Annotated in this window: 11 protein-coding genes; 6 read left to right on the plus strand and 5 right to left on the minus strand. The window is 73.5% G+C overall.

The annotated features are described in order from the left end of the window. Complete coding sequence (locus tag ACIQ6Y_RS17685; RefSeq protein WP_404039210.1) at positions 1 to 4,557, minus strand: DNRLRE domain-containing protein; 4,557 nt, start codon at positions 4,555 to 4,557, stop codon at positions 1 to 3. Positions 4,558 to 4,762: 205 nt separating this feature from the next. On the opposite strand from ACIQ6Y_RS17685, the gene ACIQ6Y_RS17690 reads away from it, so the two are divergent. From ACIQ6Y_RS17690 to ACIQ6Y_RS17700, 3 genes are all read left to right on the plus strand, one after another. Then, positions 4,763 to 5,347 carry a TetR/AcrR family transcriptional regulator gene (locus ACIQ6Y_RS17690; protein WP_404039212.1) on the plus strand — a complete coding sequence of 195 codons (585 nt, stop codon included), beginning with the start codon at positions 4,763 to 4,765 and terminating at the stop codon, positions 5,345 to 5,347. Positions 5,348 to 5,421: 74 nt separating this feature from the next. Next, positions 5,422 to 7,026 (plus strand): MFS transporter, encoded by a 1,605-nt coding sequence (locus ACIQ6Y_RS17695; RefSeq protein WP_404039215.1) that lies wholly within the window; start codon positions 5,422 to 5,424, stop codon positions 7,024 to 7,026. A 4-nt stretch (positions 7,027 to 7,030) separates the two neighbouring features. Continuing rightward, on the plus strand, positions 7,031 to 7,795 hold the full coding sequence (locus ACIQ6Y_RS17700; RefSeq protein ID WP_404039218.1) for an SDR family NAD(P)-dependent oxidoreductase: 765 nt from the start codon (positions 7,031 to 7,033) through the stop codon (positions 7,793 to 7,795). A 13-nt stretch (positions 7,796 to 7,808) separates the two neighbouring features. On the opposite strand, the gene ACIQ6Y_RS17705 is transcribed toward ACIQ6Y_RS17700, so the two are convergent. Then, positions 7,809 to 9,053 (minus strand): ROK family protein, encoded by a 1,245-nt coding sequence (locus ACIQ6Y_RS17705; protein ID WP_404039221.1) that lies wholly within the window; start codon positions 9,051 to 9,053, stop codon positions 7,809 to 7,811. A 25-nt stretch (positions 9,054 to 9,078) separates the two neighbouring features. Next, positions 9,079 to 9,735 carry an alpha-ketoglutarate-dependent dioxygenase AlkB family protein gene (locus ACIQ6Y_RS17710; RefSeq protein ID WP_404039223.1) on the minus strand — a complete coding sequence of 219 codons (657 nt, stop codon included), beginning with the start codon at positions 9,733 to 9,735 and terminating at the stop codon, positions 9,079 to 9,081. 67 nt (positions 9,736 to 9,802) lie between these two features. On the opposite strand from ACIQ6Y_RS17710, the gene ACIQ6Y_RS17715 reads away from it, so the two are divergent. Next, entirely contained in the window at positions 9,803 to 10,936 is a 1,134-nt protein-coding gene (locus ACIQ6Y_RS17715; protein WP_404040099.1) for a methyltransferase, read from the plus strand. A gap of 31 nt (positions 10,937 to 10,967) precedes the next feature. Here ACIQ6Y_RS17715 and ACIQ6Y_RS17720 read toward each other — a convergent pair whose 3' ends face one another. Then, positions 10,968 to 11,834 (minus strand): ketose-bisphosphate aldolase, encoded by an 867-nt coding sequence (locus ACIQ6Y_RS17720; protein WP_404039226.1) that lies wholly within the window; start codon positions 11,832 to 11,834, stop codon positions 10,968 to 10,970. A 107-nt stretch (positions 11,835 to 11,941) separates the two neighbouring features. Next, complete coding sequence (locus tag ACIQ6Y_RS17725; RefSeq protein ID WP_404039229.1) at positions 11,942 to 12,823, minus strand: SIS domain-containing protein; 882 nt, start codon at positions 12,821 to 12,823, stop codon at positions 11,942 to 11,944. Positions 12,824 to 12,970: 147 nt separating this feature from the next. On the opposite strand from ACIQ6Y_RS17725, the gene ACIQ6Y_RS17730 reads away from it, so the two are divergent. Both ACIQ6Y_RS17730 and ACIQ6Y_RS17735 read left to right on the plus strand, forming a co-directional pair. After that, positions 12,971 to 13,750 carry a DeoR/GlpR family DNA-binding transcription regulator gene (locus tag ACIQ6Y_RS17730; RefSeq protein ID WP_404039231.1) on the plus strand — a complete coding sequence of 260 codons (780 nt, stop codon included), beginning with the start codon at positions 12,971 to 12,973 and terminating at the stop codon, positions 13,748 to 13,750. Positions 13,751 to 13,810: 60 nt separating this feature from the next. Beyond that, positions 13,811 to 15,643: a glycoside hydrolase family 15 protein gene (locus ACIQ6Y_RS17735; RefSeq protein WP_404039234.1), complete on the plus strand. Its 1,833-nt coding sequence runs from the start codon at positions 13,811 to 13,813 to the stop codon at positions 15,641 to 15,643. The last annotated feature ends 19 nt before the right edge of the window (positions 15,644 to 15,662 follow it).

The following is a 15,662-nucleotide window of genomic DNA, read 5'->3' on the forward strand; positions in this document are numbered from 1 at the left end:
TCAGTACCTCGCCACCGTGCCGGGGAACGCGCTGTTGGCCAGCCCGATGTCCGTGAAGTACAGCCAGCACGGGTCGAAGAGGCCGCCGCTGTTGTCCCCGCCGCCGCCTCCGCCGCCGGAGATGATGCCCTTGGCGTAGGCGCGGCCGCTGCCGTCGACGGTGTACGTCGGGCCGCCGGAGTCACCCTTGATGGTGCAGGTGCCGGAGGTCTTCTTGGCGACGACCATGTTCTTGGCGACGGAGCCTTCGTCGTACTTGATGGTCGCCTGGGTCGACTTCACCTTCCAGCCGCACTTCTCGCCGGTCATCATGCCGCCCGTGCAGAACTGGTCACCGCTCTGCGCCCAGCGCCGCCAGTAGTCGTGGACCTCCCGCGAGGTGCTGGACGTCTTGCCGCCCTTGTAGATACGGGCCGACGCCGTGCTGCCCGGAAGGACCCGGTACAGGGAGAGGTCACCGGAGTAGTAGCTCTGGCCGGACAGCTTCACCGAGCCCGAGCCGTTCTTCCAGTTGTCGCGGACGACGGGGCCGATGTAGTCCTTCTCGGCCGGGTCGAGGATGGCGCCGTTGCCGGAGGTGCAGTGGCCGGCGGTGACCATGTACCACTTGCCGTCGTACCGCCAGGAGAAGCCGGCGGTGCACCACTTGGCCGACGTGTCGGAGACGTACGACTTGATGCGCGCGCCGCCGTAGTAGGGCGAGGTGTCGTACTGGCGGTTGGCCTGCTGTTGCACGTCGGCGGTGCCGGGCGCGACCTCCACGGCCACCGCGTCGGTGCCGTAGCGCTCGCCGAGGGCCGTGACGAGGGCCGGTGCGGCCGTCTCGGTCTCCACGACGACGCGGTTCTCCACGGCGTCGACATAGGCGACGTGCAGGTCGCCGGCGCCGGGCAGCTCCGTCTCCGGCAGCAGGAGGACCTCGTCGCGCACGGACTGCAGTGCGGTGACGCTGTTCTCCACGACCTCGGTGTGCGGGGTGATCTGCTCGGTGACGGTCGTGCCGGTGGGAGCGGGGGCCGTCTCGGGGGTGTCCTCCGGCATCGGGTAGGACTCCTCGCCGGTGGTCTCCGCGGAGCCGTCGGCGGGCGGTACCGCCACCTCCGACTCGTCGGTGGTGGTGTCCGGCTTGGTGCCCTCCTCGGTGTCCTCGGCGGGCAGACCGGTGCCCTCGTCCGCGGGGACCTGCGTCACCTGGATGGGGGCGGCCGCCTCGTCGGCGGACGACTCCTCGACGACCGGCGCGACCAGGTCGCCCGAAACCGGGTCGACGTAAGGAGGGGCGTAGGCGTCGGGCGCCTCGGCGGCGCGGGCCTCGGCCTGCTGCAGGGCGTAGGCCTGGGCGGGCTCGGCCTCCGGCACGTCGCCCGCGCCGCCGCCGTCGATGACCTCGACACGGTCGACGACCACGGAGACCGGCTCGGCCGCGGGTGGGGCGTAGGCGCCGCCGAAGCGGGCGCCGATCTGCAGACCGCCGCTGCCGGAGAGGGACGAGGTGTCCCACAGCAGCTTGGGCGCGCTGCCGCCGGTGAGCGCCACCGGCCAGGTCACGGCGGTGCCGTCGACCCGGGTGACCTGCGCGACCGGGATGACCTGCCAGGGGTCGGCGGACGAGGCCCGCTGCAGGAAGGTGACGTCCGTCAGCGAGGCCGGGGCGGCGATCGCGAGGTCGACCGTGCCGACGAGCACCTCGCCGTTGGCGGGCGCGGTCACGACGGCCCGGCCCACGTGGAAGGCGCGCTGGGTCGCGGCCGAGACGTTGCCGGCCCGGTCGGTGGCCGTGACGGTGAGCCGGTGGCTGCCCTCGGTCGCCGGGGTGACCGGCAGGTCCACGGGGCCGCCGGTGGTGGTGACGGTCTGCGCGGCACCGCCGTCCAGCGTGTACGTCAGGCTGCGGGTGTCGGTGCCGGCGGGCGTCAGGGTGAAGGTGCCGGTCACGTTCGCGCCGCCGGCCCAGGCGTCCGCCGGGTAGGCCGCGGAGGTCACCGCCGGGGCGCCGGGTGCGGTGGTGTCGACGGTGAAGCGGTAGTGCGAGGCCGCCCCGCCCGTGCCGTTGCCGTCGATGCCGCGCACATGCAGGTACCAGGTGCCCTCGGTACGGGTCGTGCCGTACGAGGTCGCGGTGGTCTCGGCGGTGGTGTCCGGGACGGTGTCGGCGAGGGCGTCGACGACGACGCTGTAGCCGGCGGAGGCCCCGGTGGGCGCGGTCCAGGTGGCGCTGAAGGAGCCGCTCTTGTACGCGCCGCTCTGGTCCGGGTGGGTGGTGGAGCTGATCACCGGGCTCGGCGGCAGCGTCATGTCGACCCGGAACGGCAGATGCGCCGCGCCGGCCGACCAGTTGCCGGCCCGGTCCTTGGCCCGTACGTGCAGGTACCAGGTGCCGTCCGCGTCGACGGTGGTGGTGAGGCTCGTCCCCGTCTGCACGGTGCCGGTGGTGGCCGGCAGGGTGTCGGCGACGCGGTCGACGGTGACCGCGTACCCGGCCGCGCCGGACAGGTCGGTGGGTGCCGACCAGCTGAAGGACGCGGTGCGGCCGGCATACGCGCTGGTCGTCACGGGGTGCGTGGAGGAGGCCAGGCCGCCGGGCGTGCCGGGGGCGGTGGTGTCGACGTTGAAGGACAGGTGCCGGGTCGGCGACCACAGGCCGGCCTTGTCCTGGGCGGCCGCGTGCACCCACCAGGTGCCGTCGGTGCGCCCGGACCAGGTCACGTCGGGGGTCGTCTGGGTGACGGTGGTCCCGGCGGCGGTGGTCGGGCTCTGGTCGAGCTTGACCGCGTAGCCGGTCACGCCGGAGGCGTCGGTCGAGGCGAGCGTGCCGGTGAACGTGGTGGCGCCGTACCAGGCCGTCGTGGACGGGTGGCTGGTGGAGGTGAGGGCCGGGGTGGAGGGGGCCGTCGTGTCGACGGTGAACGTCTGGAACGCCGTCCAGGCCCCGGTGTCGGTGCCGTCCGACGCCCTGGCCCGCCACTTGTAGTCGCCGGGCGTCAGCGTGGCGGCCGTGTGGGTGGCGACCGCGCCGGAGGCGACGGAGGCGGAGGTGCCGGTCTGCAGGGCCGCGGTGCCGTTCGCCGCCCACACCTCGAAGCTCAGCGTGAGCTGCTGGCCGTCGTCGTCGACGGCCTTCGCGGACAGCGTGGGCGTGGTGTCCGAGGTGTAGGTGCCGGACAGCGGGGAGACGGCCGCCGCGGTACCGGGCCTGGAGTTGTAGGTGACCGTGAGGGAGGGCTCGTAGGCGGCGTTGTGCGAGCCGTCCGTCTGGTTCGCCGAGTGGTAGCGGCGCCAGGTCAGCGGGTCGGTCTCGTCCACGGCCGCGATCCGCACGCCGTGGTTCGGCTGGCCGTCCGCCCAGGCCTGCACGATGCCGTCGATGTCCCAGGAGACATGCCCGGCCGGGCAGGTGGAGTTGTAGCCCTTGGCGGCGGTGGAGGTCACGGCGCCGGTCGAGGTGGTCGTCGGCTGTGCGTCCCAGGTGATGGCCGACGGGTCCCAGGAGGACGTGATACGGCGGACCTGGTTGCCGGCGTTGTCGGTGTTGCAGGTGGACGAGTAGTACGAGTACAGCCGCAGGTCGGTGTCCAGGACGTGCTTGCCGGCGTACTTCGCCACGTCGAACTTCAGGTACGAGCGGGCCTTCTCGGAGCCGTTGTAGGTACCGGCCTTCAGCTCGGTCGAGCCGCGCTGCGAGGTGAGGTAGTCGTCGTACTGCACCCAGGTGTCGGTCACCGGGCCGAGCAGGGAGTCGGTCGGGTCGATGGTGACCGGGTACTCGAGGCCTGGGTCGGAGAGGAACTCGTCGTCGGGCTCAAGGACCAGCACCTGGTCGCCGGTGGCCGTGTCCCGCTCGACGGTGACGTCGATGGCCGCGAGGTCCTCGGGCTCGCCGGAGGCGGTCCTCTCCCCGGCGCCCCACATGACCGGCAGCGGCGCGGTGGCCACCGTACGGCCGCTGCTGTCGCTCCAGCGCAGGCGTTCGTCCGCGGTCTCGTGCAGGGTGAGGCCGTCGGCGGAGACGGGCAGCCGGTAGCTGACCGGGCCGTCGGGGCGCTCGTTGAGGACGACGGAGTGGGAGAAGCCCTCCTTGAGGGCGGTCACCACGAGATCGCCGCCCTCGACGGCGCCCGGGTAGACGGCGGTCGGGCCGTCGAGGCGCGGCTCGGGCAGCTTCCCGGGCCAGTCCAGGCCCAGGGTGCGGCCGCCGCGGGAGACCTCGGCCAGCGGTTCGCCCGAACCGCCGCCGGAGAAGGCGATGTCGGCGGCCGCGGTCCTCGGCCGCACCACGCCGTCCTCGGCGACGAGGGTGGTGTCGACGGGCTTCCACGTGCCGTCGGACTGCTTGACGCGGATCGGGCCGGTGTACGCCTCGACGGTGGTGGAGCCGTCGGCGTTGGCCCAGGTGGTGGTGGACTCGGTGCGCTCGGAGACGAGTTCGGTCCGCGCGGCCCGGGGTGCCTCCGGCGCCGCGGCGGCCCCGGCGGCCGGGTCGGTGTCCTCGGCGAACGCGGGGTCGGTGAGCAGGGGCAGCGGGGCGCACACGAGGGCGGCCAACAGCGCTGCGGCCACGGCTCGTTGCTTGCGGCGGGGTCTTCGCCCGCCCGAGGCCGGGCCGGCCGACGCGGAGTGAGGCACAGGGGGTCCTTTCAGTCATCCTGGCTGAAGATCGGCTGAGCTTAGACCTGCACATGTCACGCCCACAAAGGGAAGCGGCAAGTCCGGTTCCCTCGGTCATAGTTGACCGATCGTTCTTGAATTGCTTAGAGTTCAACTCATGGCCCGTACCAAGGAGTTCGACCCCGACGCCGTTCTGCAGTCCGCGCTGGAGCTGTTCTGGCGGCGCGGCTACGAGGCCACCTCGATGGCCGACCTCGTCGAGCACCTCGGCATCGGCCGGGCCAGCCTGTACGCCACGTTCGGCAACAAGCGCGACCTGTACCTGAAGGCGCTCGACCGGTACGGCGAGCAGTCCGACCCGCATCTGCTGCGCGAGTTGTCGCAGCCGGGGCCCGCACTGCCGGCCGTACGCACGGTGGTGCGCCGGTTCGCGGCGGAGGCCGCCGACGACTCCCGCCGCGAGACCGGCTGTTTCATGACCAACACCGCTGCCGAACTCGCCCCGCACGACAGCGCGATGGCCCGCCGCGTCGAGCTGAGCTGGGAGCACCTGGAGACGCTGCTGCACTCGGCACTGGTACGCGCCCAGGAGCAGGGCGAACTCCCCCGGGACCGCGATCCGGCGGCCCTGGCCCGCATGCTGCTGGTGCTGATGCAGGGGCTGCGGGTGGTCGGCAAGGCCTCCACGGACCCGGCCCGGGTGCGGGACGCGGCGGAACAGGCACTGGGGCTGCTGGACTGAGCGGACCCGCCCGTCGCCAGGGCGGGGTTTCGCACGCCCAGATTCTGAACCGATCGGTCAAGAAAGGGGGAGTCATGACCACGACCGTCCGTGTCACGCGGACTGCGCCCGGCACGCGCGGGGCGTTCGCGCTGCTCGGCTCGATCCAGGTCACGCTGATCTTCACGCTGGCCGCGATCGCCGTGCCGCTGCCCGAGATCGGGGCCCGGTTCGTCCTGCGCCGCGAGGAGTTGGTGCTGCTGAGCGCCGCCTACGGGCTGACCTTCGCCGGGCTGCTGCTGTTCGGCGGCCGGCTCTCGGACCGCTGGGGAGGCCGGCGCGCGCTGCTGACCGGGCTGGCGATCTTCGCGGTCGCGTCGGCCGCCGCACCACTCGCCCCGGCGTACGGCGCCCTGCTCGCGGCACGGTTCGCGCAGGGCGCCGGGGCGGCCCTGACCGCGCCGGCCGCGATGGCCGCCCTGCGGACGCTGTTCGCCGAACCGGCCTCGTACCGGCGGGCGATGGCGACCTGGGGCGGCCTGTCGGTACTGGGCGCGACGGCCGGGAACCTGCTGTCCGGGGTGGTGTCGGCCCTGCTGTCCTGGCGCTGGGCCCTCACCCTGCCACCGGTCGCCGCCACGGCCGCGCTGCTGCTCGCACCCCGCGTGCTGCCGGCCGGCGGCGCGCGTGCGGTGGGCCGTGGGGGTCTCGACGTCGCCGAGGCGGTGTTGGCCTGCGGCGCGCGTGCGGCGGGCCGTGAGGACCTCGGCATCCCCGGGACACTGCCGGCCGACGGCGCGCGTGCGACGGGCCGCGGTGGACTCGACGTCACCAGGGAGCTGCCGCCCGGCCCCGCACGTACGGCGGGCCGCGGTGGACTCGGCGTCCCCGAGACGCTGCCGGCCGACGGCGCGCGTACGGCGGGCCGTGGGGGACTCGACGTCGCCGGGGCGGTGATGGCCACCGGCGGGATCGTGGCGGCCAGTTACGGGCTCGTGCTCACCGACGCCTGGCCCTGGGCGTCCTGCCGGGTGCTGGTTCCGCTGGCCGTCGGGGTCGTGCTGCTCGCAGGGTTCCCGCTGGTCGAGCGGCGGGTGCGGGACCCGCTGCTGCCGCCCGGGTTCCTGCGCGACGGCCGGCGGGTGCGGGGGCTCGCCGCCACCGCGCTCACGGCGGCCGGGACCAGCACGGTGTTCGTGCTGTTCTCCCTCCACCTCCAGGACGTGCGCGACTGGTCGGCGCTGCGGACGTCGGCCGCCTTCCTGCCGTTCGCCCTCGCGCTGCTCGCCGCCGGGCGCCTCGCGGGACCGCTCGTCGGGCGTCTGGGCCCCGCCGTCGTCGCCGGCGGCGGACTGGCCGTGGCCGCCGCGGGGCTCGCGCTGCTCGCCCTGCTCGGGCTCGACACCGGCGTGCCGTACGCCGTCGGGGTGCTGCCCGGGTTTCTGCTGCTGCCTGCCGGGGCGGCCGCGTCCTTCGCCGGGGCGGCCGTACTGGCCACCGACCGGGTGCCCGCCGAGCGCACCGGGCTCGCCGGCAGCGTGCACAACGCCGCGATGGAGACGGGCCCGACCGTCGTCTTCGCCCTTCTGCTCGCCGTCGGCGGCGACCGGGCGAGCCTCGCCGCGGCGGCCGTCCTGTTCGCCTGCGCCGCGTTCGCGCTCGGCAGGCCCTCGGATTTCCGTTCACCGAAAGGAAGTTGATCTCATGTCCGACAACCGCTTCTCCGGCCGTACCGTCCTTGTCACCGGCGCCGGCTCCGGCATCGGGCGGGCCATCGCCCTCGCGTTCGCCGCCGAGGGGGCCCGTGTCGTGGCGGCCGGGCGCCGCATCGGGGCGCTGGAGGAGACCGTCGCCCTCGCGGAGAAGGCCGGCGGCACGGCCGTCGCCCGGGTCGCCGATGTGTCACGGGCCGCCGAGGTGGAGGCGCTCGTGCGGGGCGTGGCCGAGGAGTTCGGGTCGCTGGACGTGGCCGTGAACAACGCCGGCGTCTTCCGGGGCGGGCCGGTCGCCGACATGCCGGAGGAGGACTGGCGGGAGCTGTTCGACATCAACGTCACCGGTGTGTTCCTCGCTCTGCGGGCCGAGGTGGCGCAGATGCGCAGCCAGCCGCGCAGCGGCGCGATCGTCAACGTCTCCTCCAACCTGGGCCGGCACAAGCAGGTCCCCGGCGCCACCGCCTACTCGGCGAGCAAGGCGGCCGTCACCTCGCTGACCCGCGGCGCGGCCCTGGAGTACATCGCCGACGGCGTCCGCATCAACACCGTCAGCCCGGGCGCCACCGACACCACCATGTCCCTCCACCCCGGGGAGACCGAGGCCGATCGCGCCGTGCGCATGAAGGACGAGTCGCCGCTGGGCCGTGTCGCGGCGACGGAGGAGGTGGCCCAGGCGGTGCTGTACCTGGCGTCCGACGCGGCGGGCTCGGTGGTGGGCACCGACCTGGTGATCGACGGAGGGGCCGCGCTGTAGCCGTACCGATGGCTCAGGTCCTGGCCAGTGCCCCCAGCGGGTCGTCCAGGACCGGCTGCCAGGCCAGTTCGGCCGCGCCGACCAGGCTGTTGTGGTCCAGGGAGCAGGCCAGGATGGGGACGCCACCGCTGCGGCCCCACAGGCTGCGGTCGGCTACGACGGCCCGCAGCCGGTCCGGGTCGGCCTCCAGCAGCGTACGGTGCAGGCCGCCGAGGACGATGCGGTCCGGGTTGAGGATGTTGACCAGCCCGGCGAGGCCGAGGCCGAGGCGGTCGATGAGGGCCTCGGCGGCGGTGCGCACGACCGGGTCGGCGTACTCCCGGCGGAGCAGGTCATTGGCCTGCTGAAGCAGGGACACCTCGGGGCCGGGGGTGCGTCCGGCGGTGGTGAGCAGGGCCAGCGGGTCGGCCTCGACGTCGAGGCAGCCGCGGCTGCCGCAGTGGCAGGGGCGGCCCTCGGGGTTGACGGTGAGGTGGCCGACCTCCAGGGCGAGCCCGCCGCTGCCGGTGTGCAGCCGGCCGTCGAGCACCAGGGCGCCGCCGACGCCGCGGTGCCCGGTGGCCACGCACAGCAGGTCACGGGCGCCGCGTCCGGCTCCGTGCCGGTGCTCGGCGAGCGCGGCGAGGTTGACGTCGTTGGCGGCGAAGGCGGGCTCCTCGATGCCCGCCTCGCGCACACAGTCGGCGAAGATCTCCCGCACCGGAGCGCCCGCCGGCCAGGCCAGGTGCAGCGGGTTGAGGGCGAGGCCCTCCGGCTCGGCCATCGCGGACGGCACGGCGAGCCCGGCGCCGACACAGCGCCGCCCGGTCTCCCGCAGCAGCCGGGCGCCCGCCTCCACGACCGAGCCGAGCACCTTCGACGGGTCGGCGTCGACGACCTCGCAGCCCGGCGCGGTCGCCACGATCCGCCCGCCGAGGCCGACCAGCGCCGCCCGGAACCCGTCGGAGTGCACCTGCGCGGCCAGTGCCACAGGGCCGTTCTCGGCAACCTCCAGGCGGTGCGAGGGCCGGCCCTGCGAACCGGCGGCGGCTCCCGGCCGGGCGTCGACCCGGATCAGGCCGAGCGCCTCCAGCTCCGCCGCGACCGCGCCGGCCGTGGCGCGGGTGACGCCGAGTTCCGCGGTCAGCACGGCGCGGGTGGGCGCCCGTCCGGTGTGCACGAGCTCCAACGCGGGCCCGAGCGCACCGCGCCCCCGGTCCAACCGCGTCCTCGAGGTGGTCCCTTCCCCCGCCGGCCGGGGGTCCGCCTTGCCGCTCATGAGGGCGAGTCTCCCATGATCCCCATCAGGGGCCGATCACCGGGAAGCCGCTGACCCGCAGGGTGACGTTCAGCCGTCCGGTCAGGCCCAGCCGGGCGGGCGCGGTGCCGGGCAGCACCCTCGGCACACCGTGGTACGCGTACCGCGACGGCCCGCCGAACACGAACAGGTCCCCGCTGCGCAGCTCGACGTCCATCCACGGCCGGTTACGGGTCTCGGTGTTGCCGAAGCGGAAGACGCAGGTGTCGCCGAGGCTCAGCGACACCACCGGCGCGTCGGAGCGCTCGTCGGCGTCGCGGTGCATGCCCATGCGGGCGTCACCGTCGTAGAAGTTGATCAGCGCGATGTCGTACGGGGGCGCCTGCTCCCCCAGGGCCTCGCTCGCCGCCCGCCGGCCCAGTTCGCCGAGCCAGGCCGGGAAGGGCTTGACCGGGGTGCCGTCGCCGTCGACGACGGTGCGGGCGTAGGCGTACGGGTACCAGTGCCAGCCCAGACACACTTGGCGGGCGGTCATGGTGCCGCCGCCGGGGGTGCGGACCGTGCGCAGGCCGGCGGGTGGGCGCGCCCACCCGCGGCAGGCGGCCAGCAGCTCGCGCTGGCGGGCCTCGTCGAGCCAGTCCGGCACATGGACCGCGCCCGGCGCCGGCTCCGTGCGCACGCGGGGGAACAGCTCGGCGTCCATGTGCCCATCCTCCCCCACCTGTGCTGAGCTGCGGCTCGGCTAGCCTGGACGCACGATGAACGACCGTATGACGACTCCCTGGGGCGAGCTTCAGCTGGCCCGCTTCCCCGAGGACCCGCGCGACAGGCTGCGCGCCTGGGACGCCTCCGACGAGTACCTGCTGCGGCATCTCGCCGACGCGGGCGTCGACCTGTCCGGAACGGTCGTGGTGCTCGGCGACCGGTGGGGCGCGCTGGTGACGGCACTGGCGGCACACCGGCCGGTGCAGATCACCGACTCCTATCTGGGCCAGGAGGCGAGCCGGGCCAACCTGGCGCGGGCCGGTGTGGAGCCGGGCGCCGTGCAGCTGCTCACCACGCAGGACACGCCGCCGCCGAGGATCGACGTGCTGCTGGTGCGGGTGCCCAAGAGCCTCGCCCTGCTGGAGGACCAGCTCCAGCGGCTGGCGCCCGCGCTCCACGAGGGCACGGTCGTCGTCGGCACCGGCATGGTCAAGGAGATCCACACCTCCACGCTCCAGCTGTTCGAGCGGATCATCGGCCCGACCCGGACCTCGCTCGCCGAGAAGAAGGCACGGCTGATCTTCTGCACGCCGGACGCCGCGCTGGAGCGGCCCGCCAACCCGTGGCCGTACCGCTACGACCTCCCCGGCGGAGTCGGTCCCGTCTCGGGCCGTACGGTCGTCAACCACGCGGGCGTCTTCTGCGCCGACCGCCTCGACATCGGCACCCGGTTCTTCCTCGGCCACCTGCCCGCCACGCGCGGCGCCCGCCGGGTGGTGGACCTCGGCTGCGGCAACGGCGTGGTCGGTACGGCGGTGGCGCTGGCCAACCCCGAGGCGGAGGTGCTGTTCACCGACGAGTCGTTCCAGGCGGTGGCCTCCGCGGAGGCGACGTACCGGGCGAACGGCGTGCCGGGGCATGCCGAGTTCCGGGTCGGGGACGGGCTGGCGGGAGTGGCGGAGGGCAGTGTCGACCTCGTGCTGAACAACCCTCCCTTCCACTCCCACCAGGCGACGACCGACTCGACGGCGTGGCGGATGTTCACCGGGGCGCGGCGGGTGCTGCGGCCGGGCGGCGAGCTGTGGGTGATCGGCAACCGGCACCTGGGGTACCACGTGAAGCTGCGGAAGGTGTTCGGCAACAGCCAACTCGTCGCGAGCGACCCGAAGTTCGTGGTACTGAAGGCGGTCAGGCGGTAGTCGCCCGGGGGCGGGACGTCAGGCGCAGACGTCAGGCGGCGGCCGGGCCGCTGCCGAGCAGCCGCACCGTGCCCGCGACCGCCTGCGCCATCGCCTCGCGGCCCACGCTGAGGTAGGTGCGGGAGTCGACGGCCTCGGGGTGGGCGGCGAGGAACTCCCGAATGGCGCCGGTCATGGCCACGTTGAGGGCGGTGCCGATGTTGACCTTGGTGATGCCGCCGGTGACCGCGGCGGTCAGCTCGTCGTCGGGGACGCCCGAGGAGCCGTGCAGCACGAGCGGCACGTCCAGCGCGGTCGACAGGCGTTTGAGCAGGTCGTGGTCGAGGGTGGCGGTGCGCGTGGTCATGGCGTGCACACTGCCGACGGCGACGGCGAGGGCGTCCACGCCGGAGTCCGCGACGAACGCCCGGGCCTCAGTGGGGTCGGTCCGGGCACCCGGCGCGTGCGCGTCCAGCGCGGGACGCCCTGCCTTGCCGCCGACCTCGCCCAACTCGGCCTCGATCCAGAGGCCTTGAGCGTGGGCCCAGTCGGCGGCGGCACGGGTGGCGGCGAGGTTCTCGGCGTACGGCAGCCGTGAGGCGTCGTACATCACCGAGCTGAACCCCGCCTCGGGTGCCTGGCGCAGCAGTGCGTCGCTCTGCACATGGTCCAGGTGCAGGGACACGGGCACATCGGCCCGTTCGGCCGCGGCGACGGCGGCGCGGGCCAGCGGCAGCAGGCGTCCGTAGCGGAACTTGACGGCGTTCTCGCTGACCTGGAGCACGACGGGCGCGCCGGCGCTCTCGGCGCCTGCGATGACGGCCTCGATGTGCTCCAGGGTGACGACGTTGAAGGCGGCGACGGCACGACGGTCCGCGGCAGCGCGGGCGACGAGCTCACCGGTGGTGCTGAGGGACACGCGGGCTCTCCCTGGGGCGAGGGCTGTCGGGGGACTCAGGGGCTCAGAAACTCAGGGACTCACGCGCTCATGCGCTCATGCGCTCACGCGCTCACGCGCTCACGCGCTCACGGCGTGAGAATCACCGACCGCGTCAGATGGCGCGGATTGTCCGGGTCCAGGCCGCGCGCGGCGGCGATCGCGACGGCGAGGCGCTGGGCGCGGACGAGTTCGGCGAGCGGGTCGAGGCCCCCGGCCAGCCAGCGGCCGCCGGTCGCCCGCACCTGGTCGGCGAGCCCCTCGGGCGCCTGGCCGAACATCCAGGTCGCGGTGGTGGGCCCGGTGACGCTGATCGGCCCGTGCCGGTACTCCATCGCCGGGTAGGCCTCCGCCCAGGACAGGGACGCCTCGCGCATCTTGAGCGCGGCCTCGTTGGCCAGGCCCACGGTCCAGCCCCGGCCGAGGAAGGTGAACTGGGTGAGTTCGACGAGGCCTTGGGGCAGCGGCTCGGTGAGTGCGGTGCGGGCGTCGGTCACGGCGGAGTCGCTGTGCAGGCCCACATGGGCGCGGAGCAACGTCAGCGCGGTGGTGGCGAACCGGGTCTGGACGACGGAGCGTTCGTCGGCGTGGTCGAGGACGACCAGGTCGTCGGCGGCGTCCATGACCGGGGTGTGCGGGTCGGCGGTGATCGCGGTCGTGCGTGCGCGTCCCCGCAACTCGGCCAGCAGTTCCAGGACTTCGGTGGTGGTGCCGGACCGGGTGAGGGCGACGACACGGTCGTAGGACCGGCCGCGCGGGAACTCCGAGGCGGCGAACGCGTCCGTCTCGCCCTGACCCGCACCCTCGCGCAGGGCCGCGGCCGCCTGCGCCATGAAGTACGAGGTGCCGCAGCCGACGATCGCGACACGCTCCCCCGCCGCGGGCAGCGCCGCGCGGTGCTCCGGTGCCGCTTGCGCGGCCCGCGTCCAGCACTCCGGCTGGCTGCTGAGCTCGTCCTCGACATGGGTCATGCCGTACCCCTCCCGAGCGGTGATTGTTCATGCAAGATAGCGCGGGCTTTCGAGCATCTTCAAGCATTTCGCTGCCATTCCTGCTGGCGGCGGGTGCGCTAGGGTCGCCCGGAACGCCGGTGACCTTGGGATTGGCTGGAGGTGCGGATGTCGCGCGACGCCCGCTGGAAGACGCTGCTGGAGCTGCTGGTGGAGCGCGGCCGGCTGGATGTCGAGGAGGCGGCGGCCGAGCTGGAGGTGTCGGCCGCGACGATCCGGCGCGACTTCGACCAGCTCGCCGAGCAGCAGATGCTCGTGCGCACGCGCGGCGGCGCGGTCGTGCACGGGGTGTCGTACGAGCTGCCGTTGCGCTACAAGACGGCCCGCCGCGCCTCGGAGAAGCAGCGCATCGCGCGGGCCGTCGGGGACCTGATAGCGCCCGGCGAGGCGGTCGGCCTGACCGGCGGGACGACCACCACGGAGGTGGCGCGCGCCCTGGCGGTGCGGGCCGACCTCACCTCGGGCTCGCCGGCGCTGACCGTCGTGACCAACGCGCTGAACATCGCCAACGAGCTGGCGGTGCGGCCCCAGTTCAAGATCGTGGTGACGGGCGGGGTGGCCCGCGCGCAGTCGTACGAGCTCATCGGGCCGCTCGCGGACGGGGTGCTCGGCCAGATCACCCTCGATGTCGCCGTCCTCGGGGTCGTCGCCTTCGACGTGACGCACGGGGCCGCCGCGCACGACGAGGCCGAGGCCGCCATCAACCGGCTGCTGTGCGAGCGCGCCGAGCGCGTGGTCGTCGCCGCCGACTCCAGCAAGCTGGGCCGCCGCGCCTTCGCCCGTATCTGCGCGGCCGAGGCCGTGAACACGCTGGTCACCGACTCGGCGGTGGAGGAGGAGACGGTCCGCCGCTTCGAGGAGGCCGGGATCACCGTCCGCGCCGTGTGACCCACGGGGTTCGTGTCTAAGCTGGTAGCCGCGCTGTGCGAGCCCGTGAGGGAGGCTGCGATGGCCGGGACACCGAGATTCGAGGCGGTCGGTGAGGGCCGGTATCTGCCGATCTCCGACCACGGCCTGATCGGCGACCTGCGCAGTGTGGCCCTGGTGGGCACGAACGGCACGATCGACTGGTACTGCTGCCCGGCCTTCGACGCGCCCAGCGTCTTCGCCTCGATCCTGGACGCCGACCGGGGCGGCTGCTTCGAGCTCGCGGCGATCGGCCCGGCCCGTACCAAGCAGTTCTACTTCCCCGACACCAATGTCCTGATCACCCGCTTCTTCACCGAGGACGGCGTCGGCGAGGTGCAGGACTTCATGCCGGTCGGCGGCGAGTCGGTCGAGGCCGACCGGCACCGGCTGATCCGGCGGGTGGTGTGCGTGCGCGGCTCGCTGCCGTTCCGGGTGCGGGTGGCGCCCCGCTTCGACTACGGCGCGCTGTCCCACACCCTGCGCATGGTCGGCGACATGGCGGTGTTCGAGTCCGAGAAGCTCTCCCTCGCGCTGACCTCGACCGTCCCGCTGGAGGTCCGGGGCCCGGACGCGCGGGCCGACTTCAAGCTCGCCGAGGGCGAGTCGGCGGTGTTCGCCCTCGACCAGGTCGGCGGCGACGTCCAGCCGCGCGGCTGCGCCCGCACCGAGGCGGAACGGCAGTTCACCGCGACGGTCGCGTACTGGCGGCGCTGGCTCGCCCAGTCCCGCTACCGGGGCCGCTGGCGCGAGATGGTGCACCGCTCCGCCCTCACCCTGAAGCTGCTCACGTACGCTCCCACCGGCGCGATCGTCGCCGCGGCCACCACCAGCCTGCCCGAACAGCTCGGCGGCGAACGCAACTGGGACTACCGCTACGTCTGGGTGCGTGACGCCGCGTTCTGCGTCTACGCCCTGCTGCGGCTGGGGTTCACCGGCGAGGCCGAGGCGTTCATGGAGTTCGTGACCCGGCACATCACCCCCGGCGACGGCCGCGCCTCCGGACCGCTGCAGATCATGTACGGCATCGACGGCCGCACCGATCTGACGGAGCGTGAACTCCCCCATCTGGAAGGCCATCACGGCTCCGCGCCCGTCCGGGTCGGCAACGCCGCCGCCGACCAGCTCCAGCTCGACATCTACGGCGCGCTGATCGACTCCGTCTACCTCTACGACAAGTGGGCCAAGCCCGTCTCCAGCGACCAGTGGGACGACGTGTGCGCGCTCGTCGACTGGGTGTGCGCGCACTGGGACCAGCCGGACGAGGGCGTCTGGGAGACCCGGGGCGGACGCAAGAACTTCCTCTACTCGCGCCTGATGTGCTGGGTGGCGATCGAGCGGGCCATCCGGATGGCCCACCGGCGCGGGCTGCCCGCCGACCTCAACCGCTGGCGGGAGGCCCGCGACACCATCTACCGGCGCATCATGAGCCGTGGCTGGTCCGCGTCCCGGCAGGCCTTCGTGCAGCACGAGGACGGTGAAGTCCTGGACGCGGCCGTGCTGATGATGCCGCTGGCCAAGTTCATCGCGCCCACCGACCCCAAGTGGCTGTCCACGCTGGACGCCCTCACCCAGGACCTGGTGTCCGACTCGCTGGTCTACCGCTACGACCCGCAGGCCAGCCCCGACGGGCTGCGCGGCGACGAAGGCACCTTCTCCATCTGCTCCTTCTGGTACGTCGAGGCGCTCGTGCGGGCGGGCCGGCTGGACGAGGCCCGACTCGCCTTCGAGAAGATGCTGACGTACGCCAACCATCTCGGTCTCTTCGCCGAGGAGATCAGCAGCACCGGTGAGCAACAGGGCAACTTCCCCCAGGCGTTCACCCACCTCGCCCTGATCAGCGCCGCCTTCAACCTCGACCGCGCCCTCGGCTGACGACCCCGACCTGGAGCCT

This window comes from Streptomyces sp. NPDC096205, assembly GCF_044763135.1.
In the GTDB taxonomy this organism is placed as follows: Bacteria; Actinomycetota; Actinomycetes; order Streptomycetales; family Streptomycetaceae; genus Streptomyces.

Bases quoted from the DNA above. Each gene is read 5' to 3' on its own strand.
- ACIQ6Y_RS17690 (WP_404039212.1), top strand. From the start codon at position 4,763: ATGGCCCGTACCAAGGAGTTCGACCCCGACGCCGTTCTGCAGTCCGCG.
- ACIQ6Y_RS17695 (WP_404039215.1), top strand. From the start codon at position 5,422: ATGACCACGACCGTCCGTGTCACGCGGACTGCGCCCGGCACGCGCGGG.
- ACIQ6Y_RS17700 (WP_404039218.1), top strand. From the start codon at position 7,031: ATGTCCGACAACCGCTTCTCCGGCCGTACCGTCCTTGTCACCGGCGCC.
- ACIQ6Y_RS17705 (WP_404039221.1), bottom strand. From the start codon at position 9,053: ATGAGCGGCAAGGCGGACCCCCGGCCGGCGGGGGAAGGGACCACCTCG.
- ACIQ6Y_RS17710 (WP_404039223.1), bottom strand. From the start codon at position 9,735: ATGGACGCCGAGCTGTTCCCCCGCGTGCGCACGGAGCCGGCGCCGGGC.
- ACIQ6Y_RS17715 (WP_404040099.1), top strand. From the start codon at position 9,803: ATGACGACTCCCTGGGGCGAGCTTCAGCTGGCCCGCTTCCCCGAGGAC.
- ACIQ6Y_RS17725 (WP_404039229.1), bottom strand. From the start codon at position 12,823: ATGACCCATGTCGAGGACGAGCTCAGCAGCCAGCCGGAGTGCTGGACG.
- ACIQ6Y_RS17730 (WP_404039231.1), top strand. From the start codon at position 12,971: ATGTCGCGCGACGCCCGCTGGAAGACGCTGCTGGAGCTGCTGGTGGAG.
- ACIQ6Y_RS17735 (WP_404039234.1), top strand. From the start codon at position 13,811: ATGGCCGGGACACCGAGATTCGAGGCGGTCGGTGAGGGCCGGTATCTG.